Origin of the sequence: Pseudoalteromonas sp. SG45-2 (assembly GCF_014164115.1) — a bacterium.
GTDB lineage: Bacteria > Pseudomonadota > Gammaproteobacteria > Enterobacterales > Alteromonadaceae > Pseudoalteromonas > Pseudoalteromonas distincta.
Genome location: NZ_JACJEO010000025.1, coordinates 25,276 through 51,888 on the forward strand (window position 1 = coordinate 25,276; position 26,613 = coordinate 51,888).

Annotated in this window: 22 protein-coding genes; 10 read left to right on the forward strand and 12 right to left on the reverse strand. The window is 40.0% G+C overall.

The window, feature by feature from the left end; all coding sequences use genetic code 11:
• Nucleotides 1-4: 4 nt before the first annotated feature.
• The 6 genes from H5116_RS16785 to H5116_RS16805 all read left to right on the forward strand — a co-directional run bounded on the left by H5116_RS16785 (nucleotide 5) and on the right by H5116_RS16805 (nucleotide 4,413).
• The gene (locus H5116_RS16785; RefSeq protein WP_182716677.1) at nucleotides 5-1,795 is read left to right on the forward strand and encodes an alkaline phosphatase; all 1,791 of its coding nucleotides are present in this window, start codon (nucleotides 5-7) and stop codon (nucleotides 1,793-1,795) included.
• Nucleotides 1,796-1,934: 139 nt separating this feature from the next.
• Entirely contained in the window at nucleotides 1,935-2,648 is a 714-nt protein-coding gene (locus H5116_RS16790; RefSeq protein WP_182696067.1) for a hypothetical protein, read from the forward strand.
• A gap of 293 nt (nucleotides 2,649-2,941) precedes the next feature.
• Nucleotides 2,942-3,148 (forward strand): hypothetical protein, encoded by a 207-nt coding sequence (locus H5116_RS20415; protein WP_259398849.1) that lies wholly within the window; start codon nucleotides 2,942-2,944, stop codon nucleotides 3,146-3,148.
• 5 nt (nucleotides 3,149-3,153) lie between these two features.
• Nucleotides 3,154-3,375 (forward strand): hypothetical protein, encoded by a 222-nt coding sequence (locus H5116_RS20420; RefSeq protein ID WP_259398850.1) that lies wholly within the window; start codon nucleotides 3,154-3,156, stop codon nucleotides 3,373-3,375.
• A gap of 130 nt (nucleotides 3,376-3,505) precedes the next feature.
• Nucleotides 3,506-4,027, forward strand: coding sequence for a YcxB family protein (locus tag H5116_RS16800; protein WP_182696065.1), 522 nt, complete (start codon nucleotides 3,506-3,508; stop codon nucleotides 4,025-4,027).
• 2 nt (nucleotides 4,028-4,029) lie between these two features.
• Nucleotides 4,030-4,413: a hypothetical protein gene (locus tag H5116_RS16805; protein ID WP_002960201.1), complete on the forward strand. Its 384-nt coding sequence runs from the start codon at nucleotides 4,030-4,032 to the stop codon at nucleotides 4,411-4,413.
• A 99-nt stretch (nucleotides 4,414-4,512) separates the two neighbouring features.
• Here the strand turns inward: H5116_RS16805 and H5116_RS16810 are convergent, their stop codons facing one another.
• The 10 genes from H5116_RS16810 to H5116_RS16855 form a co-directional block, all read right to left on the reverse strand.
• Nucleotides 4,513-6,402: a monovalent cation:proton antiporter-2 (CPA2) family protein gene (locus H5116_RS16810; RefSeq protein WP_010554522.1), complete on the reverse strand. Its 1,890-nt coding sequence runs from the start codon at nucleotides 6,400-6,402 to the stop codon at nucleotides 4,513-4,515.
• A gap of 164 nt (nucleotides 6,403-6,566) precedes the next feature.
• Nucleotides 6,567-8,963 (reverse strand): PKD domain-containing protein, encoded by a 2,397-nt coding sequence (locus tag H5116_RS16815; RefSeq protein ID WP_182716678.1) that lies wholly within the window; start codon nucleotides 8,961-8,963, stop codon nucleotides 6,567-6,569.
• Nucleotides 8,964-9,184: 221 nt separating this feature from the next.
• A complete protein-coding gene (locus H5116_RS16820) occupies nucleotides 9,185-10,078 on the reverse strand; it encodes a hypothetical protein (RefSeq protein WP_182696062.1) in 894 nt (297 codons plus the stop codon).
• 204 nt (nucleotides 10,079-10,282) lie between these two features.
• Nucleotides 10,283-12,811, reverse strand: coding sequence for a TonB-dependent siderophore receptor (locus H5116_RS16825; RefSeq protein WP_029753253.1), 2,529 nt, complete (start codon nucleotides 12,809-12,811; stop codon nucleotides 10,283-10,285).
• Nucleotides 12,812-13,091: 280 nt separating this feature from the next.
• On the reverse strand, nucleotides 13,092-13,937 hold the full coding sequence (locus tag H5116_RS16830; protein WP_024596099.1) for a DUF4198 domain-containing protein: 846 nt from the start codon (nucleotides 13,935-13,937) through the stop codon (nucleotides 13,092-13,094).
• 34 nt (nucleotides 13,938-13,971) lie between these two features.
• Entirely contained in the window at nucleotides 13,972-14,481 is a 510-nt protein-coding gene (locus H5116_RS16835; protein WP_024596098.1) for a DUF2271 domain-containing protein, read from the reverse strand.
• The gene (locus tag H5116_RS16840; RefSeq protein WP_182716679.1) at nucleotides 14,481-15,113 is read right to left on the reverse strand and encodes a PepSY-associated TM helix domain-containing protein; all 633 of its coding nucleotides are present in this window, start codon (nucleotides 15,111-15,113) and stop codon (nucleotides 14,481-14,483) included. The genes H5116_RS16835 and H5116_RS16840 overlap by 1 nt, the downstream gene beginning before the upstream one ends.
• 124 nt (nucleotides 15,114-15,237) lie before the next feature.
• Entirely contained in the window at nucleotides 15,238-15,633 is a 396-nt protein-coding gene (locus tag H5116_RS16845; protein WP_024596096.1) for a YbaN family protein, read from the reverse strand.
• A gap of 129 nt (nucleotides 15,634-15,762) precedes the next feature.
• Nucleotides 15,763-17,085 carry a carbohydrate porin gene (locus H5116_RS16850; RefSeq protein WP_182716680.1) on the reverse strand — a complete coding sequence of 441 codons (1,323 nt, stop codon included), beginning with the start codon at nucleotides 17,083-17,085 and terminating at the stop codon, nucleotides 15,763-15,765.
• Nucleotides 17,086-17,185: 100 nt separating this feature from the next.
• On the reverse strand, nucleotides 17,186-17,668 hold the full coding sequence (locus H5116_RS16855) for a MarR family winged helix-turn-helix transcriptional regulator (RefSeq protein ID WP_002960189.1): 483 nt from the start codon (nucleotides 17,666-17,668) through the stop codon (nucleotides 17,186-17,188).
• Between the two features lie 427 nt (nucleotides 17,669-18,095).
• Between H5116_RS16855 and H5116_RS16860 the strand changes: the two genes are divergently transcribed.
• From H5116_RS16860 to H5116_RS16875, 4 genes are all read left to right on the forward strand, one after another.
• Nucleotides 18,096-18,944 (forward strand): D-hexose-6-phosphate mutarotase, encoded by an 849-nt coding sequence (locus tag H5116_RS16860; protein ID WP_024596095.1) that lies wholly within the window; start codon nucleotides 18,096-18,098, stop codon nucleotides 18,942-18,944.
• A 36-nt stretch (nucleotides 18,945-18,980) separates the two neighbouring features.
• Entirely contained in the window at nucleotides 18,981-19,514 is a 534-nt protein-coding gene (locus H5116_RS16865; protein WP_024596094.1) for a PH domain-containing protein, read from the forward strand.
• Nucleotides 19,507-21,054, forward strand: coding sequence for a PH domain-containing protein (locus H5116_RS16870; RefSeq protein ID WP_182716681.1), 1,548 nt, complete (start codon nucleotides 19,507-19,509; stop codon nucleotides 21,052-21,054). The genes H5116_RS16865 and H5116_RS16870 overlap by 8 nt, the downstream gene beginning before the upstream one ends.
• A gap of 122 nt (nucleotides 21,055-21,176) precedes the next feature.
• Complete coding sequence (locus tag H5116_RS16875) at nucleotides 21,177-23,993, forward strand: PD40 domain-containing protein (RefSeq protein WP_182716682.1); 2,817 nt, start codon at nucleotides 21,177-21,179, stop codon at nucleotides 23,991-23,993.
• A gap of 16 nt (nucleotides 23,994-24,009) precedes the next feature.
• Here H5116_RS16875 and H5116_RS16880 read toward each other — a convergent pair whose 3' ends face one another.
• Together H5116_RS16880 and H5116_RS16885 are read right to left on the reverse strand one after the other, a co-directional pair.
• The gene (locus H5116_RS16880; RefSeq protein WP_182716683.1) at nucleotides 24,010-25,170 is read right to left on the reverse strand and encodes a lipopolysaccharide assembly protein LapB; all 1,161 of its coding nucleotides are present in this window, start codon (nucleotides 25,168-25,170) and stop codon (nucleotides 24,010-24,012) included.
• Nucleotides 25,171-25,219: 49 nt separating this feature from the next.
• Nucleotides 25,220-26,353: a PepSY domain-containing protein gene (locus H5116_RS16885; protein ID WP_024605420.1), complete on the reverse strand. Its 1,134-nt coding sequence runs from the start codon at nucleotides 26,351-26,353 to the stop codon at nucleotides 25,220-25,222.
• Nucleotides 26,354-26,613: the final 260 nt, after the last annotated feature.

Here is a 26,613-nt window from a genome sequence, read left to right on the forward strand (position 1 = left end):
TAACATGAACAAATTAACAGTACTTTCTTTAGCAGTAATGGTCGCGCTAGCAGGTTGCTCGAGTGACGATAACAAAAATGAAAATAATATTATTGCAGTAGATAACGCTATTGCAGTGGGCTCTGATCAGTGCATTAATGGCGGTGTAGAGACTCAAGTAGGCGCAGATACCAATAATAACGACGTGCTAGACAGCGACGAAGTTAACTCAACTAATTTAGTGTGTAATGCACCTGCAACGTCGCTCACAAACGAGCAATTAGCCTCGCTTACTAGTAATGCATGGTTTAGTGAAGCACAAACAAAATTAGGTGCTGCACAAACAGCCAGTAGCAACATTGTTACTGAATCAGGCAAAGCTAAAAACGTTATTTTATTTGTGGGCGATGGTATGGGTATTTCTACCATAACCGCAGCACGTATTTTAGCGGGTCAGTTAGAGGGCGAAATGGGTGAAGAGCACCAGTTAAGCTTTGAAACTATGCCTTTTTCGGGCTTTGTAAAAACATACAACGTAGATGCGCAAACGCCAGATTCGGCAGGCACTATGACCGCAATGGCATCGGGTGTTAAAACCGACGCGGGCGTTTTAGGTATAGATGAAGCGGTTGAACGTGGTAATTGTGCATCAGGCAAAGGGCACGAACTAGTTACCTCATTAGAGCTTGCTGAAATTGCAGGTAAAGCAACAGGGATTATTTCTACAGCGCGTATTACTCACGCAACCCCAGCTGCAACGTATGCTAAATCGGCAGAGCGTAACTGGGAAGATATCTCCGATATGCCAGAAAGTGCCGCAACGTGTGAAGATATTGCATCGCAACTAGTTAACTTTGAAGCCAACCTAGAAGCACGCTTTAGTGGTGTTGATGTAGACGGTATTGACGTAGTAATGGGCGGCGGTCGTCGTCACTTTTTACCAAAAGATGCTGCGTTTAATTCAACCGATGCAGTAAGTGCTGTTGAAGGGGATCGTACAGATAACCGCGACTTAACCGCAGAGTGGAAAACGCAATATCCAAATGGCACGTACGTAATGGATCAAACCGGTTTTGATGCAATAAGTGACGACGCCACTAAAGTGTTTGGCTTATTTAACGAATCCCACATGCAGTACGAAGCTGATCGAGCAAATGATGTAGCAGGCGAGCCTTCGCTTTCACAAATGACTGAAAAAGCAATAAGCGTGCTTGATAACAACGAGCAAGGTTTTTTCTTAACGGTTGAGTCGGGTCGAATTGACCACGCGCATCATGCGGGTAATGCTTATAACGCGTTAAACGACACCATTGAGCTTGCCAAAGCCGTTAAAGTGGCAATGGAAAACACCAACCCAGAAGAAACATTAATAGTTGTAACTGCCGATCACAGCCATGTATTTACCATTGCCGGTTACCCTAAACGCGGTAACCCAATTTTAGGTAAAGTGGTTGCCGTGGGCGAAACTGAGCCAAGCCTCGCCGCCGATGATATGCCTTATACAACTGTTGGCTACACTAATGGTTTAGGTTACAGAGATTTAGGCGATGAAACCAATGCCGATGCATCTTACTTAGCCGCACCGGTAACAGGGCGTGTTGACTTAAGCGATGTTGATACAACAACACCGGGTTTTCACCAAGAGTCGTTAGTACCACTTGGCTCAGAAACACATGCCGGTGAAGATGTTGGCGTTTATGCAATGGGCCCAGGTGCACACTTGGTAACAGGCACAAACGAGCAAAGCTTTTTATTCCATGTAATGGACTTTGCCGCTGACTTTGTAAAAGCAGCAGACGAAAAACTAGCGCAATAAATACCGCCTAGTTATAAATTTAGTTAAATATATCTAAATAAAAAACCCCGCATACTTTGCGGGGTTTTTGTCATTAAACTGACATTTATAATCGTTATGTTATTGCCATAAACTTGAAATATAAATAAGAGATAGCTAAATGAAAAAAGCGTTATTAATAATTGCCACGCTTGTAAGTACAAGTAGCTTTGCCTCGCAATGTGATATTGATGCCAAGCATTTAAAAGCGGATTATAAAATTACCAACAGCCATAAAGCGCAGCAAAGTAGCGAGTCACTTACCCTTTGGCGAAACAATCAGCAAGTAGCGCATCAAAGTGAAGTAATAACCGAGCTTTGGCAGCACTTAGCCAATAATCAAATACGACCAATACGTTATTTTAATGCCCAGCAACGCGGTATTGAATATCAACCATCTGAGGTACGCGGCGTACAAAACTGGAGTGCTAAAAGTCAGCTGGTGGATAACCACTTAATCGAAAAAATGACCTTAGTAAGCACACAAGGCAAAGGCTGTGATGAAGTGAAAAACTATACACTGAGCGAAAATGGCAACGACTTTAACCTTGCCTTTATTACGCATTCAAAATTAGTTAAAACATTTAGTATTAGTAATAAAAAAAGCCAAACAAGTACATTACTAAGCCTTAATAATGTAAACACTAATGAGCCATTAATTAGTGCTCAATTTGCACAGTGGGATCGCTTTCAAACCACCGATTACGCCGACATTGGCGATAACGAAGGCGACCCATTTTTAGCTAAAATGATAAACCTTGGTTTTATTGAGCACGGCGCAACTGGCTTTTATAACCAGCAGGGCGAGGCTATTCAAGGCGGGCATCACCACTAGGTTTTAGTTGAGTTTTAATGTGGCGTAGGACGAGCTTGCTGTGTTGGGGGTAAATTTATACTTCAGTCAGCAAGCTGTGGTGAGCTATCAACCGGCCTCTAAAATAAAGTGAATTTAAAATACTTCCGCCTAAATAATACTTCGAATAATCGCCTCATCTTATAAATAAGCACCGCCTGCTGCTAATTATTTATAGTTCGCAATAACTTACGCTATTTGATACTAATAGAAGTCCACGCAATAGGGACGCTTGAAAAAGTACTTATTAGCAAAGCTGTTATATTGGAACTTAAATGCGAGTACTTTTAGTTATATGTTTTTTATGGACTAGCTTATTATTTGCCTGCGGCAATGATGAACTAGGCCAATCAGCCTCTTTTGCAAAAATAAATGAAGACTATAGCGTAGGTAACTTTGTTGGCTATGATGTCTACGTACCTGAGATATTTAAAGACTATTATTTAACGTCATTTACAGTAGTGAAAAAGATACTTTATTAGCAGACTTGGATTTTACTGAAGCTAATAGTTATGAAGGTTATTACAAGGTATTTTTTCAAGTTAATCCTGAGAGATTAGATTCATTAAATATAGTACTTGGTTATTCAACAACAAAAGACAAAAAAGGAATTGTAATGTGTGGTGAAAGAATACAGTTAAATTTAAAAGAGTTACTCAGAGCAAATCAACCAGAAATGATCATCGCGCCCCCACCACCACTAAAATAGATCGAATTATTAAATTATTTTTAAACGTCGATCAAAGCGCTTGAAATAGTTTGTTCGGGTTTTGTTTGGTCTTATATTTATATAGCTTAAGTAGTTCGCTATGTTTAAACAAAGTTAGGATTCATTTTTTATGATCAAATCTATCACTGTTACTAAAAAGAATTATACCGACTATGCTGATTTTGCAATAAAAAGGTTGTGTACGCCTCAAGGTAAAAAAGACTCAGGAGTTATAAAAAATGTGATTGTTTGGTTTGTAATAACTGTTGTTTTTATGACTATCTTTCAGGTCGAGTCTATTCGCCTTTCTGACTTTCATTGGCCAAGTGGGTTAATTGTAGCAGTGCCATTTTTAATATTAATTATTGTATTTTTATACAATAATCATAAGTTAAAAGAGCAATCAATCCCCAATGAAAATGGCGTAATGATTGGCAATAAAACAATTGAATTTCAAGCTGATGGCATTCGCGAGACTAATCATCTTGGAAGTTACTTTTATAAATGGCAAGCCGTTGAAGCAATGGAAGAAAATAAAGGCGATTTATATATATTTGTAGACAAGTTATTGGCTTTAATAATCCCAGCTAGCACATTTACAAACGAAGCCGAAAAAGAAGAACTAAAAGCATTTATTAAAGCTCATATTTAGTCATGCGTCATTTTATAAATATTTACACCGTCTTAGTGTTTATTTTAATGCTTATACCTATTTCATCAATGGGAAGTGAAAAACCAGCTAACACTACCGATGAAAAATGGGGCAAGTATCTAGAGCATAGAGCTGCTTGGAATAAAATGCTTAAAGAGCGTTATGAAAATAAGTTAAAGCATACTCCGCCAAAACCGCCTTGGATTAAATTTCCAAATTATCATCCGAGCGATATATTTTGGAGAATGGGTGACGGCGAAAGCTACATAAGTGACTATTTCTCTATCTATTTTCAGTACGCTTCTAAGGCTGAAATAAATGCTTATAAGATTAAATATCCTGAACACTCAGATTGGCGTGGAACATATAAGCGCTTTGAACACTAACTAAAAAGTACAGCTATGCTTTCAGATAACTTATTTGATTGTGGCGCTTATTCACAGTGCTATTAACTCACGCTAATAGCACATATCAGTTTTTAGACGCTACTCAAGATGAGCATCATCAGGCTTTTTAGGTTTACTCGCTACTTCGGTTAAGCCGTCTTCGCAATCGCCGCTGTCGCAGGTATTTAAATCGCTTTGTGCTTGTTTATCTTGTTGCAGCACTTGTTTTAAATCTTCCATGCGTTGGCGCACTGCTACGCCGTAGCTGGCGTCGTCTCCCCATAATGCAGCAAGTTGCAGTACTGCAGCGCGGTCGTGGTCTCTAAATAGCTTACCAGCACGCTCTGCATCTTGCTTAGTGTTACCTAGTAACTCGAGTGCTTCTACGGCAAGGTTAATAGCTGAGTCGACTGTTTCGCGGTTAAACGCATCTACTTTTAAATTAAGTAACTGATACGCATGGCGGCGGTCGATTGCGCGAGCAACAATTTTTAACTGCGGGTAGTTTTTATGCGCGAGCTTAATTATCTCAATGGTTTTATCGGGGTTATCAATTGCAATTACCAGCATTTGCGCGGTGTGCGCGCCTGCGGCTTCAAGGAGTTCTTGGCGTGCGGCATCGCCATAAAATACGGTATTGCCAAAACGGCGTAGTAATTCTATTTGGCTTGGGCTGTGATCAAGTACAGTAATTTCGTAGCCTTGCGCGTGCAGTAAACGACCCATAATTTGGCCAAAACGTCCGTAGCCCGCAATAATTACGTGCTTAGCGGTGCTAATTTGCTCAGGCTTATCAAACTCAGGCAGAGCACTGCTGCTGCGTTTTTGTATTTGCTCATAAACCATAAGTAATAACGGCGCTATTAGCATTGATACCGCCACAACTAAGGTAACAAGGCTGGTTTGCTCGGGCGTTAAAATACTTAAGGTGGTGGTTACGCTTAACAGTACAAAGGCAAACTCACCCCCTTGGGCAAGCGCTAAGGCAAATAATAATTGCTGTTTGCTGTTAATTTTAAAGGTAACGGCAAGGGCAAATAAAATGCAGGCTTTAACTACAATAAGTAAAACCACTAAGCCTATAACAGTACTAAACTCGTTAAATAGCAGTTCAAAGTTAATTGATGCGCCAACAGTTATAAAAAACAATCCTAAAAGTAAGCCTTTAAAGGGTTCTATATCGGCTTCTAATTCGTGTCTAAACTCACTCTCGGCAAGTACCACACCCGCTAAAAAAGTACCCAAAGCAGGTGATAAACCAATGCTTTGCATAACCAGTGCAATAGCGACCACTAAAAACAGTGCAAAAATAGTAAATATTTCACGCATGTGTGTTTGGGCAATGTATCTAAATAACGGCGCCGATACATATTTACCGCCGGCAATAATAGCGGCAATAACCGCAACCGATACACATACTTGTTGCCATACAGGCCAGCTTGCAATAATCGAGTCGCTGATTTCTTTTGTGCTAGTTTGCGGGGCAAATGCAAGCAGTGGCAATAGGGCTAAAATAGGAATAATTGCGATGTCTTGAAACAGCAATACCGAAAACGCGTTTTGTCCGGCTTCTTGCTTTAGCCAGCCTTTTTCTTCAAGGCTCTGCAGCACAATAGCAGTAGAGGAGAGCGCCAGCATTAAACCAATGGCGAGTGCGGTTTGCCAATGCATGGCAAAAAACCAATAACAAAACGCAAAAATAGCCGCTGCCGATAGCACGACCTGTAAGCCGCCAAGCCCTAAAATAGAGTGGCGCAATGTCCATAAACGCGAAGGTTGTAGCTCAAGGCCCACTAAAAACAGCATCATTACTACGCCAAATTCGGCGAAGTGCATTACATCGGTTTGATCGCCCACAACACCCAGCGCATAAGGGCCAATGAGTATGCCGGCAATTAAATAACCTAACACTGAGCCCAGTCCGACTCGTTTTGCAATAGGGACAGCTACAATGGCTGCTGCTAAGTAAATTAAAGCAATTTCTAACACGCGTTTATCCTAATAACATCAAGGCTTTTAGAATGGCTTAGCTGCTTATAAAATACAATGGATTATATGGCTCAAAGTTGCTTATTTATCAGTAGTTATAACACTAATGGTTATAACTACTGGGCTAAGAATAGCACTTTATGTTGAAGGGCTTATTTGGGGGGCTAAATATTACAAATACTTATAATTGCTGAGCTTGGTTGGCCTGAATCAGAATGGTAAATAGTAATGTTTGAGCTGATTGTATTTTCAACGCTTGTTTCAATTGCTGTTACTTCAAACTCTGCTGATGCAGGTAGGTCGATATCCAATTCGCTATCGAGGTAAGTACTTCCGCTTTTTTGCAAAGTAAGTGGTTTGGTTTGATCAAAGCTAAATTGAAAACTATCTGACGCTAAAAGTGTATCTACCATGTTAAAGCGTAAGTTAACGGTGTCGGGGCCTGAAAACTCAGCACACACAAATACCGAAACCTCAACAGCTTGTAAAACGGGCATGCTATTTTGGCCTATATCCACAGTAAAGTTGCTTTGCGTAATTGCTACAGAGTTATATACCCCTGTTGCGAGTCTTTCGTCTGCGGTGGTTATCGTTATTTTTTCACCTTGTGCTAAATTAACCTCTTCATCAAAAAAGCCGTTTGTGTTGGTAGTGTACTGCAGTCCATTAATTGTTAGCTGTGCATTACTTATAGCCGCTTTTTGCACATTAGTGAGTTGTCCTTTAATACGACCGGTAAGTAGGGCAGAGTTAGTTACTGTAATTGAGAATTGCACACTTTTTGAAAATCCATCAGCATCAGTTGCTACAACGGTTAGCGTGTAACTACCTGTCATATCGGCGATAAATTCGGTAATACTTTGGTTTGCATTGCTTAAGCTGGTGCTCGAGCCTGATGGGGCTGATAGTGTCCAAGCGTAATCGAGAGTGGTTCCTTCTGGGTCGTAACTTTGGCTTACATCAAATTTAACTGCATTGCCCACTACATCGTAGCGTGATTGCTCCCCCGTGAAGCTAATTACTGGCAATGCGTTTTGTATTACATCAATTGTTAGGGTTTTTGTGTCAGAGAACTGCACGCCATCGTTAGTGCGTAACGAAATAACAACTTGCCCCTCTACTGATGCGCTAAACGTTGGTTTTGATATTGTATTACTGCTAAGCGTTGCTTGGCCTTGCGACGAAATGATTTCCCATTGGTAGCTTAGTGGTTGGCCTTCTGGATCGTAACTAGTCGAGGCATCAAGTAAAACTTGTTCATCAACCGTTATAGAGGTTTCATAAGTTACCAAAGTGATAGGCTTTTTATTGCTACTGGCATGCAGTGCTGAGGTTGCTTGGTTTGAGCTTAATTGGCCATCAGACACTGTAAGTACTACAACGTAGTCGCCTTCTTTATCGGCAACAATAGAGGGTGTTGCTGATGTGCTGTTAGTCAGTTGTGATGCACTATTTACAGGCTTAGCTTGTAACTGCCAGTTATAGCTCAGTGTATCTCCGTCAGGGTCGCTACATTGTTGGCACTGCAAAGTGGTAGATTCGTTTAACGTAATATCACGTTCGGATTCAAGTGTTGCAACGGGGGCTTTATTACTTGTGGTAACAGTTAAAGTAACTGATGCGGTATCGCTTTTGTTTTGTTGGTCGGTAACAGTGAGTGAAAGCGAGTAATCTCCAGCTGTTGACGCTGAAAACCCAGCGGTATGATTTTGCATGTTTGAAAGAGCCGGCGTGCTGCCCTCGGGTTTTGATGTAATTGCCCACGCATAACTAAGCGTATCGTTTTTATCGGGATCAGTACTTTGGTTACCATAAAGCGTAACAACTTCATTTGGGGCAATTGTTTTATTTTCTACGTTAATAACCGCTTGTGGCGATGAGTTAGAATTAAGCGATTCACTTTTTATGAGTACAACAGTGCTTGCCGTATCACCTTGTGAATTAGTAACGGTAAGCTCAACCTTAAACTCGCCTATTTCGTCTGCAACAAACTGGCTTTTAACTTGAGTCGCATTTTCAAGCGTTGCATTACTTGCTACGGGCTTGGTAATAAATTGCCATTTGTATTGATTAATGGCGCCGCTGGTTGTGCTACTTTGCGCGCCATTTAAAAGCACAACATCCCCTTGCTTAACGGTTTGTGTGCTACCTGCGTTAGCAATTAGTTGGGTATTTGCAGTAACGGTGAGTTGTTTTTGTGCAGGTGTGCTTGAAAGCTTGCCGTCACTCACGGTTAATACTAATTGGTACTCTTGTGCTTCAGATACTGAAAACTCAACGGTACTTTCGTTATTAACCGTAATCGGTATTTCTACTTGTTCGTTTTTGCTGGTTAATTGCCATTGATAGCTGAGTGCATCGCCATCGGGGTCACTACTTTGTGCTGCGCTAAAAACGAGGGTGGTATTTACTTTAAACTCCGATTGCTCGGTGGTAATAACCGCAATAGGCTTTGTGTTAGTGCTGAGCGGTTTAGTTACTGTTTTGGGGTCTGAACCTCCAGAGCCACATGCAACAAGCGTGAATAGAGTCGTGATTAGAATTAAGAGTTTCCATTTCATAGTATTAATATCCTTTTAATAAAGTTGAATATTAATATGTACCTAAATTAGATATAAAGCAAAAAAATAAATCAAATAAGTAAATTTTCATTATTTTAGGAAATAGTTAACGTGAAACAGTGCTGCTTTTAAATAATTTATACTTTGAGGGGAGTGCTTTATGCCCAGATTGAGAGGGCATAAAGTATATTAAATGGCAGTTGAATAACGCTTAAATAAAGTTAGTCAGCTACTTTTACTGAACCGCTAATATTATCGATACTTACATCGCCCGAGCCCGACTCAGTAATAGTCAGCCCCTTTGCATGGTTAACGCGAATATCACCCGAACCGTCTTCAATTGTTACGCTTGAACCAATATGCTCAATAAGCAGGTCACCAGAGTTATCATCAACATTAACTGCACCGCTTATATGGCTTATCACTAAATCACCCGATCCATCTTCAACGTTTAGCAAACCGGTTATGTTGCTCACGTGCATTTCGCCAGAACCATCGTCAATAGTTGCATTACCGCTTACGTTGTTTATATGAATACTGCCAGAGCCGTCGGTTAATTCTAAATTACCTGCGATGTTTTCAAGGTTTACTTCACCAGAACCATCGTCAACAGTTAGGTTTTTAGCCCCACTTATCGTTAAATTCCCCGAGCCGTCTTTAACATCAATATTGCTTTGCATAGCACTTATTAAAATATCGCCAGAGCCATCATCAATATCTAAATTTAGATTACTTGGCACAGTAACCACTAAATTAATACTTGGAGATTGACCACTGTAAAAGCTAATACCATTACGGCTTTTATTTTGGGCAACAAGCTTTGCTTGTTTACCGTCTTGCTCCAGCGTTAGTTCGTATTCGTCTTCAATGTCGGCTGTGTAAATAGTGGCATCAACACTAATGCTGGTGGCCGTTTTTGAGCCTTTTATTTCAAGGCTACCTGCACCGCTTAATACATTTAAATATTCAAGATTATTGCTTGGCAGTGATAGCTGTTGAGTTTGCTTTACTGAGGCAACGCTTGGCGATATGTGAAATACACAGCCACTTAATAATAAAATGCCGCCAATAAGTGAAAGTGGTTTTGTAATGTTAGATACAGTTGATGAGCTCATGTTTAGTCCTTTGTATTTTTGTTTGTATTTATATAAACAATATAGAGCAAAAATGAGGCCGAAATGTAAGCTGTTGTTTTATATAGGGTGGTGGTTTTTTATGAAAGTTGAAATACTAATAAGTGGTTAAAATAACTAATTATTAATATAAAAGGATGCGTGATGCATCCTTTTATAATTGCTCTGCTTTTATTAGTAAACTAATTAAAAGCTGTAAGTAATATTACCGTATAAGAAACGTCCGTCTAATCCGTAAGGTGCATACGGTGTGTACGGGAATATTTGACCAAAGTCAGAGTAACCAATGTTATCCACGGTGGCTTGTGGGTACTGATCGAACAAGTTGTTTGCACCAACGGCAAATTTCCAATATTCGTCTGGACGGTATGCCACTTCTAGGTCGGTGATCCATTTAGGGTCTAAGTATTCATCGCGATCAGCTGTAGTTGATATGTCAGCGACTTCACCATAACGTGTGGCACGAAGCGTTGTTTGCCATTCGTTAAAGTTCCACACTGCTGATAGGTTCCATTTGCTATCTGGCGTGCCTTCTTCAAAGCGACCTACTTCACGACGCGCAAACACTACGTAGTCGTCACCTAGTGAGTTAAGTTCGCTTGGGTTGTCGTTTACGTGTGTTACTTCGGTGTCGTTAAAGTTAGCTGCTACGTTTAGGCGTAAATCACCTAAGTTGTCTAAATCTAGGTTATAAGTGGCAACTATATCTACACCTTGCGTGCGTGAATCGATAGCGTTGGTAAAGTAACGTACGCTTTCGGTATTTAGCTCACCGGCATTTTGTAGTATTTCTACTACGGCATCGCCCTCTAAGTTTTCAGACAATACAATACGGTCATCAATATCAATACGGTACGCATCAACGGTTAAGCTAAAGCTGCCTTGCGTGTACATAAAGCCCGCAGTAACGTTTACTGACTCTTCAGCATCTAACGGCTGAGCACCGAGTGCTTGCGCTGCGGCTGAATCGGTTGGGAATAAACCAACTTCAAATGGTTGGTTGTTTTCAAGTACTGTTGATATTTGGCGGTACGAGCTTTGCGCTAAAGATGGCGCACGGAAACCGGTGCTAATTGCACCGCGCAGCGATAGGTTTTCAGTAATGCTGTAACGCGAGGCAAGTTTAGAGGTAAATGTGTCGCCAAAGTCGCTGTAATCTTCATAACGACCCGCTAAAACGACGTTCCATTTTTCTGTTAAGTAGGTATCAAACTCAACAAATAAAGCGATGTTATGACGGCTTTCGTCAGTCGCACTTTCTGGTCCAAAACCAGCAAGTACTTGCGCGCCACCGGCTGCAATTGGGTTACCGTCGCTATCAAGTGCGGTGATGTAAGACGCTTCTTCGCCTTCTTCTATTTTGTAGCTTTCGTGGCGGTATTCAGTACCTACGGTAAAAAATACGTCATCAGGTAAGCCTAAATCGAGTGTGGTATTGGCTGTTGCGTTTACTAAAAACTGATCGTAAACCAATGCACCGTTGTCAAATTCGGTTGGGCTGTCGGCACCTAGTGATGTGTTTATACTATTTACAACACCAAAGCCAAAGTCGTTACGGCCGTAGTTGGTACTTACATCCCATGTCCAGTCGTTAGTTTCGCCTTTTAAGCCCAGTGCAAATGAGTAGTCTTGTACGTCTGTTTCAATCTGCGGCAAAAATCCATCTGGGTACACTTCTAAAACGTTACGGCTGTCTTTTGCACGGCGGTAAAAACCACCTGAATTACCTTCACGCTTTGAGTAGCTACCAAATGAATAAAGGTTTAAGCCGTTATCAAAGTCGTAACCCATGTTGTAAAACAACGCGTAATCTTCAAGGTCTGCTTTACCAAAACGGTGGTTGTAACGATCGATAGTAAATTCGCGTGGGTCTAGGCTGCCATCATCAAGACGGCTGTATTGTTCGCGTGGGTCAAAGCCTGAGCGCTGCGTTGAGTCGTTATCGCGGTATTCAATTGATACGTTTACAAAGCCGTTATCAGATAACGCAAAACCAGAGTTTGCGCTGACAGTGCGTGTTGCACCGTCGTTTACTTCTCTGTCGCCACCGGTATTAAAGGCTAAGTCGCCGTTTGCATCTGCGTAGGTGCTTTCTAGCTGAGGTACGCCAGCCATTTGAGTATCGTATTTACCGTACGTTACGCTAACGCTGCCGCCTTCTGAGGCATCTTTAAGTACAATGTTAATTACCCCAGCAATTGCATCAGAACCGTACTGTGCGGCTGCGCCATCACGAAGTACTTCAACACGTTTAATTGCAGAGGTTGGGATCATGTTCAAATCAACAGCGGTAGAGCCTCGACCAACAACACCTGCTAAGTTTAATAGCGCACCGGCATGGCGGCGCTTACCGTTTATAAGTACTAATGTGTGATCGGGTGCTAATCCACGTAAAACAGCTGGTTTTGCATGGTCAGTACCATCACCCATAGTGGCACTTGGGTAGTTAAAGCTAGGTACTTGGTTTGCTAGTATTTGGCTTATTTCTAGCTGACCCGTACTTTGCATATCACCGCTGGTAATAATATCTACAGGTACTGAGCTTTCGGCAATACTGCGTAAGCTACGGCGAGTACCTGTTACTGAAATCACTTCAATGCTTTTTTCGGCTTGAACATCTTGTTCTGCAGCAAATACAGAAGAATAGGGTGCACTAAGTGCAGAAGAAACGGCCAGGCTAAGTGCTACTTTTTTGGCTGATAATGGCTTTAACATGATGTTGATTCCCTTGAGGGCTGCTGACTATTGATTTTAAAAAGGAGCGCATCATATAGAAGCGACTACCCTAGTGCAAAGATAAAAACTATCTAAGATATTCTAAGTTGTTAACAAGTAAGGTCACTGTCTACGCGTGATATAGGCGTTTGGATCGTTGTAGTTGCAATCTTGTGTCGAATGGTTGCGAATTCAAGGGGATTTTAGATAAAAGTTAGTAAGACGTAAAAAGGCCAAGCAAATGCTTGGCCTTTCAATTTTTTAAATTTAGTAATTTAAATTATTCAGGGGCAACTTCAAGCGTTGTAAATAATGCATAACGTCCTGCATCTACGCCTTCTTCATTTACGGTAACCTTGTTAGAGGTTTCGATTAGGTATAGGCCTGGCTCTTTCCACGTAATTGTAAACATACCGTCTTTATCGGTCGTTACTTTTACTTCGCCACGCTCGTTACGGTAGCGTGTGTCGCCTTTTAAAATACTTACTTCAACGCCTTCACCAGCAGATTTACCATCTTGTAGTAACTGAAAACGTGCTTGTTCACCTACAAATAAATCGTTTGGATGCGTTGGACCGCTAAGCTCAAGGCCTAAACCAAGTTGTGCAGGTTTTGAGGTGCCATTTCGGCTTACAAATGTATCTACTGTTGAAACAACCTTCGTTGTGGTTACATCTTTTGCATTGCTAGGTAACTCGGCTTCTGTTTTTTTACCAAATACGCGCTTGCGCTTACCTTCTTCGTTTTTATAGAAGGTCATGTACATTGGCTTTTGGGTCATTGCAATGTGGTAAGTGCCTTGCTCTGTTAAGCTTACCGCAGCTGAGCTTTTACGCTTTAAGTAATAAGCACGAATGGTTTCAGATACTGGCTCACCATTAGGCGCAAGTGCCATTAATAATGTGTCGTCGTACTCGGCGCCTTTTTCTTTAGGTTTAAAGGCTTTGTCTGGTGCAAACATTTCGTTAGAGATACTAGCGTCAATCATTACGTAATGCGCTTTATCGCCTGATAAAGATGTATGCGAAGGTAGTAACCAACGTCCGTGTGCACTTGCTGAAGTTGACACTAAAGCAGATAAGCTCAATGCGCCGATTAATGCCGTTTTTAATAAATTAATTTTCATTGTATTTCCTTAAATTCAAATGATTAAGTAGCAGCTACTTAGTGCTTACAGTGACGAAGCTTTTAGAAAACTCGTTTTTACCATCAATTGTTAGTTTGCCTGATTTAGTTAAATCGAGCTCAACGCGGGTGTAGTCTCTGCCGCCTTCTTCGCGTACAACTTCAATATTTAGTAAGTATTTACCTGGTTTTACTGGGTTACCGTCTAAATCATTACCTTGCCAATTTATGGTGTAAGTACCTGCGCGTTTTGTTGCGCCGCTAATGCCGTCAAAGTTGGCATCGCTTTTACCGGCTTTACGCCACCATTGGCGTAAGTCTTTAAACCATTCTGCTTTTTGCACCCAAAGTGCAAGCGTTGTAACGTGTTTGCGCTCTGGTGTTTCAAGCCAAACTGCAACGTATGGGCGGTGATACGGTTGTACTTCTAAGTCAGGAAGTGTTAATTCAACCTCTAGCTGTGGTGTTTTTGCATGCGCCGTTGTTTGAAAAAACGCAGCTACGAGCAGTAATGCGGCGCTTATAAATAATTTAAATTTAACCATTAAGACACTCCTTTTATTTGTGGAACCCAACATAAATAAATAACCAGTGGAGTTGCCACTCCGAGTACGGTTATCCATATTCCTGCTAAGCGTTTTTTTCTATTTTGAAACAAAATAATCATGCCGGTGATGGCAAATAAAATCATTAGTACGGCAGATATATCAATTACCCAACTCCATACGTCACCGCTGTGGCGGCCTTTATGTAAGTCGCCAATAAGGCTTAAAAAGCCACCTGTTTGGTAATCAAGATTTAGCTCGCCAGTTGTAAAATCAAGCTCTGCGTAGGCAAACCCAGCAGGCAGTGGGTAGTCGAGCATGACAAGCGCGTCTTCTTTTTCCCACTCAATGCTTTTTACTTTTGTAAGTGCATATTGCTCGGCTAGGTAAGCTTCTATTTCAGGGTAAAGCGTTGGCAGCGTATTTAGCTGCTCATTCGCTTTGGTAACTAGCTCTGCTGGAATTACCGCCGTTACTTGGCCATTATTTTTATCGTTTTTAAGCCAATCAATATGGTTGAGCACAATGCCGCTAACGCAAAATAAGATAAGCAAAAAAAACAAAGCTGTAGAAATATAAATATGTAGAGCACGGCTTGTGCTATACAAAGCCCGCTTGTTAATAAACGACATAAAAACAGTAAATAAATTAAATTTACAGCATGATAATGATTTGCATTAGCTATTACAAATTTACTTACTTATCTTTACATAAAAACTTTAAAACAAAGGCGGTAAGCAGGTAAAAAATGAATATTTAACGCTTAGGAGGGCTGGAAGGTCTTAAAATAAGGTAAATCATTACCAATACTTCTATTACTGCAACGAGATAAATAACCCAAATAGGGGCGGCTGAATACAGTAAAAATGTAAATCCAATTAACATGCCAATGGCGGCGTAGCATTTGGCTTTTACAGGCACTACTTTATGGGCTTGCCATTGCTGCAAAGTTACACCGTAACGAGGGTGGTTTAACAGCCATTGTTCAAGCGCGGGTGATGAGCGAGTAAAGCAGGTGAGCGCTAAAATAAAAAATATAGTGGTAGGCATGACCGGCAGCACAATGCCAATAATACCCAAGGCTACAAGTATTAAGCCAAGTGCTTTAAACCATAAGTTTTTATAACAAATAAACACTGCTTTTATATTCACTTAGGCTCTTTTTAGTAATGGCTGATACTTTCGATTGTAGGCCAAATAGTTATAAAATCGAAGTGTAAAAACATAAAAAAGGGCAAACTAAGTTTGCCCTTTTAAATTTATAAAATAGGTTTTACTTATCTAGAAGTAGTAACCTACGTTGATGTTAAAGCGACGCTCTGTATCGCCATCACCAATAATTGTTCCGCCAATAAATGGCTGGTTACGTGCTTGAATAAAGTCAAAGTACGTAAATAACGGGCCTGCTGATACGCTCATACCTGTTACGTTCATCCATGTATCTGCACTGTCGTCAGATTTGTCATAAATGATCCCGTAATCGTTGTAAAACTGTACGCCTGTTATAGGGCCTAAATCAACCGATAGGTCGTAAGCTACGTTAAAGTTAGTCATGGTAGCTTCGCTTGATACGGTGTCGTAGTAGTCAAACGCACCTACAACAAAGCGGTTGCTGTTGTCGTCTAGGTCGTAGTCGTACTCACCGTGCTGAAATTGAATATTCCAGTTATTTATTTGGCTGTTTACGTGGAACGCCCATGCGCCGTAGTTACCTGCACGGTCGTTACCATCATGTAAGCCACCGCTTAATAGTGATACACCCACATCGGTTTTAGCGTTTTCGCCATGCTCAATTTGGTACACTGTACGAGCTGCAAATGTGTTGTATTCACCAAGGCGAGAGCCAGGTGCATCGTATGTGCCTTCGGCTGTTGCACGGCTACCAACTATATCAAAAGAGTAACGCTCGTTAACTTCAGAGCTGCCATCAACGCCGCCTACTTCATCATTTTTGAAAAAGCCTAGGTCTAGTTTCCAGTTATCTTTTAGTTTACGGTTTACTGTTACACCCAAGTCAAAGTCGTCTTCTAGGCCAACATAGTAGTTAGTGCTAAAAAAGTAGCTGTGTGAGTTGTATGGGCCATTACCAAAAGGGACAGGTGCAATACCAGCTTGTGCTTCCCAGCCATCAGTAAATTCGTAACCTAAGTATGCATACTTAACAATGGTCATGTAATCGTAAAAGCGAAAATCACCATTAACAGAAATATCGTTTATTTCGCCAGATAAGTTAATGCGAAATACTTCAAAGTCTAAGTCGCCGCTACGATCTTGAGTGTCTTCATCGTATGAATTAGTGCTGTAATTAAAACGCACTGCGCCACCAATTTTAACGCCTTCGTCTTTTTTCTCAGATTCGGCGGCAGCAACAACAACTTCTTTGTTATCAGCTTTTTTACTAATTTTTGCAACTTCTTGCTTGTGTTGCTCATTAATTTTTTGCTGTTTTGTTTTTTCATCAGCTAACTTATTTTCAAGCAGTTGCATTTGTTGCTTTAACTGCTTAAGTTGGCTTTGTAACGTGTCTAGATCATCAGACGCATAAGAAGTACTTGTAACACCACCTAGAACTAGTGCTAGTGTTAATTTTGAGAGTTTAGTCATAATTGCCGCTCAGATTTTGATTAAAAAATAAAAAATTCAAGACGTAAAAAAACGCCTTACGTTTAGGGTAAGTACAAAAACTATGTATTTTTTTTATTATTTATTCTTTAGGAGCTTGAGTAAGCGCACCAACTTCTAGAAGGGGCGATGCATCTAATTTATCTGCATCCATCATTGCGGCTACACGCTGCATTGATGAGAGTAAAAGGCTCTGTTCCCATTCAGCAAGTGCAGAAAACTTTTCAATAAAGTGTTCTTGCAATGGCTGAGGTGCTTTATCAAGTAACTCTTTTCCTTTATCGGTGAGGTATAAGCTCACTCTGCGTTTATCCATTTGACTGCGTACGCGTGTTACTAAGTTTCTGCTTTCTATTCTGTCGAGAATATTGGTGACCGTTGCTGGGCTTAAATTTACATTTTGAGCAATACGGCTCGCCGTTATTCCATCGGTTTTTTGCACTTCTTGCATTATAAGCAATTGTGGGCCAGTTAAACCCGAAGTTTTATTTAGCTGCTTAGAATGTAAGTCAATCGCGCGGATAACTTTACGTAAAGAAACCAATAACTCGTCATATTTTTGCATTTGCTTATCTCGTCGATGGGGCGGTAGTTTGCCGTAATCGCGAAATGTTACACATCAAATAAATTGAATTCAAATAATATATTGTACTTTAGCCCGCTTTTATTGGTTTTTAATAGTTAGAGCAGTAACTAATGTAAAATTATATTGTTTAAATATTGGTAAATTTTCTTAGCACCTTGTGTGCATTAAGTTGCGCACAGTACGTATGTTGTGAATAATTGGCAAGTCTTATTGTATAGACTTTAGTATTATTCATTTACAGCTGTTAGTACAAAGTAATTGTTTGTGAGTTTACTGTATATGTATTAATCGGCAATGAACAAATTCAGCAATCAATATTTAATATCAATAGCGTATACTTTAAGCATGCATTATTGTTTAGATGTAAACATTAAAAATCTTTAGTATCAGTATTATAGGGGAAGGTATGAAATTATCGCCATCAGTTAGCATTGAGCAAAGCGAATCCGGACTTGAGTTTATTAAAGTAGCTAGTGAAAAGTGCGACGCAAAAATATTTTTGCAAGGTGGGCAAATTACCGAGTTTATCCCTAAAAATAACAAGCCACTTATTTGGGTTTCACAAGAGGAAACCTATCAAGAAGGGGCGAGTATTCGAGGCGGTATTCCTATTTGTTGGCCGTGGTTTGGTACACACGCTAATGATGGGTGGCCTGCCCACGGTTTTGCGCGCACAAGCGTATGGCAAGCCGATGAAGTACACGAATCTGATGAGCAAATTACAGTTAGTTTAAAGCTCCCCATGAAACTTGTTAATACAACGTATTGGCCGCATCAGTCCGCATTAAAAGTTGAGTTTATATTAAGCGATAAATTACAGGTTCGCTTAACGACCACTAACTTAGGAAGTGTGCCATTTAGCTTCACTCAAGCACTGCATACCTATTTTCCAACCTCAGATATTACAAACACCCATGTTGATGGTTTGCAAGGCGCGCAATATATTGAGTTTAGTGAAGGGCCATTTGTACAAAATGATGTTGTAAGCTTTAATCGCGAAACCGACATGGTTTATACACAAGCAAGTACAATGCAAAGCATTAATACGCCAGAAGGTGTTATTAATGTGAGCCGCGAAAACTCAAGTTCGTGTGTGCTGTGGAACCCATGGATAGAAAAGTCAAAACGCTTATCTAACTTTGCTGATGATGAATATAAAACAATGCTGTGTCTAGAGGCCGCTAATGTACTGACAGATAAAGTAACGCTTGAGCCAAAACAAAGCCACACATTAATAACCACCATTAGTTGGTAAGCTAGTCATAATTAAAAGCAGAAATAGGGACAAATAGTGTTTAACAATCAACAAATAATGGATTTGCCAAAGCATAGTGATATTAGCTTTAAGCCATTGGCTGATAAAGCCTTATTACATACACAACTTAGCTCGCTTCTGTTTTATGTACCGCTAATTGGAGCGCTTATTGCTGTTTGTTATTTTAATGAAGCCTTTGCTAATAATGCACAAACGTATTTGCTAATTGGTATGCCAATTTTGGTAGCCGTATCTATGGCGTACAACATAATAAGTGTGAGGTTGCGAGGTTTTGCAGTACGAGAACATGACATTGCTTTTAAAAAAGGCGTTATTTGGCAACAAGTGACGGTATTACCTTTAGCGCGTGTACAGCATATGGAAATACACCAAGGGCCAATAGAGCGAAAACTTAGTCTTGCGAGCATTAAATTATTTAGCGCTGGCGGTGTAAGTGCCGATTTACAAATTAGTGGGCTAACCCATGATGATTGTAAAAATATGCGCCAATTTGTACAAAACTACCGCCAAGACGACGCAACTACTCAGGCAGCTTTAGTCGATGAGTAATACAACTATCGAAGATAAAGCCAGCCCTATTTACTGGCAAAAAGTATCGCCCTGGGCACTTTTATACTTTGTTGTGCACTTTAGTGTGCGCTTTGTAAAAGATGGCCTTTTAAACTTACTGCCCATGCTTGTCGTGTTTGTTACTCAAGTAGAAAATAAGTTGTTTTGGGCGCAGGTTGCAGGCGGTATTGCACTAATTTTGCTACTTGTTTACTCATTTTTATATTATTTAAATTTTAAGTTTAGTATTAGTATCGACAACGAAATATTGCTTAACAAAGGTGTATTTAAAAAAGAGCGACTTACGCTTAAATTTGGCCGTGTGCAAAACGTTAATATTGCCGAGCCGTTTTATTTTACCCCCGTAAACTTAGTTAATTGTATTTTTGATGCCGCTGGCAGTGTGTCGCAAGAAGTTGTTTTACCAGGTGTCACTAAAGATTATGCACAGCAAATGCGTAAACAAATATTTGATTTTAAAGCGCAGCAACAGCAAGAAGCACCAAATACTGAACAAAGCGAAACAGACACTATCGAAAACAGCCTAAGCATTAGCAATAAAGAAATAGCCAAATTTGGTTTAATGTCGAATATGGCTATTTTAGCAATCGCTGCTTTTGCCCCTTTTATAAACCTAATTGTTGATTTTTTAGAGAAGCAAATTATTGCGAAAGTAGAAGGCTTTTACCAACAAGAGCTTGGTATGCTGGCCAGCGCTGCTACTTTTGCGATGATCACCTTAATTGGTTTGTTAGTTTTGGTGGCTGTAATGCTATCGGTGACTATGTCGCTTATTCGTTTTTATAACTTTGAGCTTTATTTTAAAGGTCAAAAGTTTAAACGTATTGCTGGCTTGTTAGAGCGCCATCAGCTTTCAATGAGCATGGACAAGGTGCAATCTATTGTTATTAAACAAAACCTAATGGGGCGATTACTAAAGCGATTTACCGTTGAGTGTTTACAAGCAAGTAGCGGCGGAATAGCAGCCGGTGTGGCGGCTAAAAAAAATAAACAAACGTTAGTACTACCTGTATTAAATAGCGAACAAGTTGATAGTGTATGCCAATGGATTTACCCGTGGTTTAATAGTAAAAAACTCGCTTTTAAGCGCGCAGAGCGAGCGCTTTTGTATAAAAATTTAGGCTTTTATTCACTGTTACCCAGTGTATTAGTGTTTGGCTTTTGTTTTATTGCTGATATTAATACTTTGATAAGCCTTGGTGTTTTAGTGGTGTTTTCTGGCTTGGTGACTTTGTCGTATCAGCGTTATGGTTATTACATGCATGAGGATAATGGTCGATTTTACATGGTTGTACGCAAAGGTATGATTGGCGTTCATTACCGTGTTTTTGAGCTTTATAAAGCGCAAAGTGCGCGCAGTATAAGTACGTACCTAATGAGAAAGTCAGGCTTAAAAAGCCTGTATATACAACTTGCTTCAGGGTTTGCATTTATGCCCTACATAAAGCAGCAAGATGCTGACTTTATTATTGATTTTACAATTAAGCAGATTGAGTCAGATACTCGCAGCTGGATGTAAACTCCCCTAGTAAAACATGTGTAAATACACATTTGCACATGCTTTATTACACTTTCTTACTGCCCATGAAAGACATTTAATAATACCCTAGATGGTATTAAGGAATTCTTTTAGGGACGCTCATGAAAAAAACACTTATCGCATCAGCTATATTACTAGCAGCACCAAGCTTTGCAGCCGATTGGCAAACTATTCATACCGAACACTTTAATATTCACTACAGTATTGAGCATGCTGATTTTGCTAAATCAACTGCAACAGAGCTTGAAATAGTTCGCACCAAAGTGCTTGAGCAGCAAAACCGAGCACTTGATAAAACAGTTGATGTAGTGGTGTTTGATCCCCTAAATGCAGCAAACGGCTTTGCGTTACCTACCTCAAGTAACCCTGTAATGGCACTTTTTACAACCCCACCACAATCCGACACAGTTATATCAAACAGCTCTGGCTGGCAGCAGTTGCTTGTGTTGCATGAATATATTCACTTAGTGCACTTAGCACAGCCTACACGCAATCACTGGCAGCAGAAAGTACGTGGTATATGGGATTTATACGACTTAACCTACAGTGATACGCCGCGCTGGGTAGCCGAAGGTTATGCCACATTGATTGAGTCTAAAATGACGGGGCGTGGACGTTTGTTTGATAACTACTCAGAGTCAATACTGCGAGAATTTGCTCAACAGGGCGCACTGCCAACCTATGGGCAGTTAAATGGCGAGCAGGGCTTTATGGGCGGCTCAATGGTGTATTTAATGGGTAGTCGCTTTTTAAATTGGTTAGAGAAAAACTATTCAGAACAAACACTCGATAGTGTTTGGACGCGAATGCAAGGCGTAAAAACGCGGAATTTTGATGAGGCATTTAGCGGTGTGTTTGGGCAAAGTGCAGCCAAGCTATATCGCCGATTTATAGCTGAATATACCTATAAAGCAATGCAAATAGAGCAAGGGGAGCCGTTACTTAATAGTGAACTTTGGCTTGAACTTAACTTATATGCAAGTAACCCAGTACTTTCAAAAGATGGTAGTAAAATTGCGATTGTTGAGCGAGATAAAGAGAGTAATACCAAGCTTATAATTTATAGCACGGACGACAACATAAAGGCGCAAGAGGAGTTTACTAAAGCGCAAAAAGAGCTACTCAAAAACGATGCACAAGACATCCCCGATACAGCGCCAAGTGTGTTTAAGCGCGAACAAAAACAAGTGCTTAATCAAATTAATCGAGCCGGTATTGCAAACCCGCAATGGGTAAATAGCACAACGTTATATTTTAATGCGTACAGCAATGAAGAGTCGGGTATTTATAACAAAGTGTCTGACATATTTAGCTATAACACTGACACTGGAAATATTACACAACTTACCGAACTTGCTGGTATACGACGATTTAGCGTAACCAGTAACGGCGAAACCTTGTATGGCGAGCAAATAAGAGATGGCTACTCTGAATTAGTAAAGGTTGATCTCAATACGCAAACCATCACACCATTATTTACAAAAAGCCTTGAGACAACCTACGATTACCCAATACTCAGTCCTGATGAAACTAAATTAGCTTATTTATCAACGTCATTAAATGAAAATTGGCAATTGTATATACAAGGTATAAACGACGAACAACAGCTGTCAGTACCTATGCCAAACGGGTATCAATATTTAAGTCAGCCTAGCTTTAGCCATAATGGCGAGTCACTTTACTTTGTTGCAGGCTTAAATAGCGCTACTGATATTTATAACTACAACATAGAGAGTAAAAAACTCACCAAGTTAACTCAAGGGCAGGAAGCCGTTGCCCACCCGATTGAAATGGCCGATGGCTCGTTACTCTATTTTTCGATAACCGCAGATGGGCCAAATGTAAAAACATTGCCAAAAGCTATAAACAGCACTGTAGTTACTGAATTTTCGGCTAATAAAAAAGCACCGCTGCTCATTGTAAACGAACATACGCTTCCAAAAGCTAAAATATATACGCATCAAACAACGCAGCAAACAAATTACAACGTGCTCGAGCAGCACGCTACTTTTGCACTAGGGACGCAGTATTATTCGGCTTCTACCAGTTTGTTAGATTTAAGCATTAAAAGTAGCGACTTATTAAAGCAGCTCGACTTACAAGCGGGTTATAGCACTGATTTACACGATGGGGCATTGCACGGTGGTTATGTGCAGGCAAAATATAATGCGCTTGATGTAAAACTGAAACTTGCACTGTTTGACTACAATTTAGATACATCGCGCCAGTCTCAGCAAAGTCTAAGTGCAGACATGGATGCCCGTGGTGGTTTTGCCGCAATAAGTTACCCCGTTAAATTTGGGCAGTTAAGTTTAACGCCAGAGCTTGCCTACAATTACACTGATTATAAGCAAAGCCATAAAAGTTGGACGCGTTTAGGTATTGCTCAAAATTGGCAATATGATCGTCAAGACTTTGCTATAGGCCAAAGTATTTATGCGAGTTGGTACGATGGCAGTAGCAAAAGTAATAATTGGCAAGGTTATGATTTAGCCGCCAAAATTTTTGGTAAAGCGTTTGGTATTCCTCTTTATGCAAATTTTTCTCAAAAACAACGTGACGACAGGAGCCTTGCATTAGGTGGCTTTAGCTCAAATCTTATTAATCAGCAGCAAAATAGTGAATATGTACTTTCATCTGAGCTGCCTTTTTATAGCGCAGTTGCAAAGCGCTATCAAGGTTACGGTGGCGGCTTTAGCTTTAAAGAAGGCATGCCGTGGCTTTATTACAAGCAGCATCAACTCGACGGCACCGTATATGCACAAAGTTACGGGATAAAACACCAAGGTGATTTTAGTTTTGGAATGGGGCCTGCTGGTATAAATGACTTAATATTTAATATGGGACTGTCGCGAGTAGAAGGCGACAGTTTTGAGGATGAAATGCGAGCGTGGCTGAGCTTTTATTATTCGCTATAAATATTAATTGGCTAAGTTACTTATCCATCTGCAAGGATAGTAACTTAGCTTGATATACATCGATTTTTTGGTTATCACGTTCTAGTTCGATAGCTTTCTCAAGCAAGGTTTGTGTTTGTTTAATATTACCTTGTTGATAGCGAACTTTTGCGAGTTCCAAGTATAACTCAGCAATGTAAGGCGCTTTAGTAATAGCTTGCTCAAGGTGTGCTTTAGCCTGATGAGCATGGCCAGCTTGTAAGTTGTTTTTAGCGATTACTAGTAATTCATATGGGTCTTTTTCTTTATTAACTAATTGTGACGTGAGCTCTTTAACAAGCTCTTTGTCGCCTAATTTTTTAGCTAAAAGCTGATAGTTGCTGATTAAATTAATGCTTATTTCATTATTACTAAGTGCTGTTTGATAGATATTTTTAGCGCTTCGTAAATCACCTGCCCGACGATGCAAAACGCCCGCTATATTAAATAATTCAGGATCATTGGGAGTGTATTTGTTTGCTTGTAAAATAAGTGAGTAAGCAATATCCAGCTGTTTGTCTGCTAGCGCTGTTGCAGCTAAATTACTGTAAAACTTAGAAACTAAATCGTTATAATCTGCACTGCTTGAATAAAAGCTGCGACGGGTAGGAAAGTAGTCGATTAAGGTGCCCGCTCTGAAAAATTCAACAATATTATCATCTTTTTTCTCTACTTTTGGGGCGTATACTCTTGTTCTAAAGTGGCTTGCTACATAAACAACATTATTTTCTTTTGCGTATACAGGCTGACTTGTTACTTCTTGAAAGCTCGTTTCTAATCCGAGAGCTTGTGCATAGCTTTGTGTTAAAACAGCTAAGCTAATGCAGTTGCCTTGCGAAAGTTTTAAGGCTTGGGCTGAAGTAAGTGTATCGCCGTGGTATTTAAAGTTAGCTAAGTTGCTTTCGAGGTAGTTGTAAATAATGCGGTCATGACGGATTTCAGACTGTTTTTGTTTTTCGGCATAGGCTAAAAATTTTTCTTTTTCAGCATTTGGCAGCTCGAAAATACTGTACTCAGAAGGAGTGTCGAGTTTATTAAACAAAGAATGGTTTAATAGTTGTTCAAGCTCTATTTGTTGTTCTACTTGGTGAACCTTGGTTGTGTTACATCCAACTAAATATAAAAAAGTAATACAGACTGCTATTTTATAAAACATCATAAACCCACTCCATTGTTAAATTTTACATTACAATGTGGTGGGTTTTTAATCAAGCACTTGCTGTACTGCGTTTACTTGAGCGATTTTTTTGTGATTGTTTTTTACGTTTACGGCGGGTAAACCACAAGTAAAAACCAGTACCTGCTAGCCACACTGGGCTCAAACCAATTACGCACCACAGTATTTTACTTATTAGCCCTGCAAAGTAGCCAAAATGAAGTTTTCTAAAGCTATCAATTACTTGCCAGCCAACGCCTACTTCGCGAATATCCCAGTTAGTTAAATGTTCGCCTGTATGCTTATCGTAGCTAACCGTATTAGCGTATTCGCTCGCAAGCGGGTTATTTGTGTCGACTTCGCCGAATAAGGTGATATTTTCGTCAGGCTCGAGCGGCATAACTAAAAACGTACCATTAAAAGTGGGTATTTGCTTTTTACTGTCATCGAGTATGTGTTGAAACGAAATATCGCTACTGTGCAAGTTTTTGGTTAGTACAAAGTGCTCTTCCTCAGCGTGTTCAATAACTTCGTGATACCACACAGCCCAGTTAAAGTAGCCACCTGTAATAGCTAAAATAATAATGATGGGCGACCCTATCACCCCAGTCATTTTATGAATGTCGCTAAGTACAATTTGCAGTGTTGCACGCCAGCGCACACTAAATAGGCGCTGCCAAAATTTACGATAAATAATAAGTCCTGTAATACCTAATACCAATAAAAACAGAGCAAAAAAGAAGCCTAGTACTGTGCCTGTTTGCCCTGGCAGGTTTTTAAAGTCGTTAAGTAAAAAGGTGTAATGCAGTTCTAAAAACCAATCAGTAAAATAATGGCTGGTACCAACAGGCTCTGACAAAATGTCACCCGTATACTGGTTTAAATGAAACTTATACCATTGCTCTGTCCCGCGTTTAACTAAGTAAACCCGATCAGCAGTATCATCGTTAAATATCTCCCAACTACCTACTACATACTCAGGGTAAGCAAGCTCTGTTTTTGCGATTAATTTGTCGATTGGCATGCGCTCTGGCAGTGCTTTTACAACATAGTGACTGCTTGGCATAAGTAAGCCATCTATTTCACTTTTAAAAACTAATACGCTCCCTGTAATACTAATAACAATCAAGGGAATGAGAGCTATAAGAGCGATCCAACTGTGAATTTTAAAAAGAGTTTTTCTCATAGATAGTTTTATATATTGCAGTTAATGACTTGCGCATGATAACAACTATCATTTTCATTTAATAGCTTGTGAGTAGGTTTCCTATTAAATAAGTAAACCGTGAACTTAATTCTACGGTTTTTGTATACCTAGCTTGCCAGTACCTAAAATAAGAATGTCTTATTTAGTTGAGTTAAATTTACGCGGCTCTACAATGCCGCGCTCATAGTAAAAGCCTTTTAAAAACAGATGTTTATTAAATGTTTTTATTTCTGTTTTTA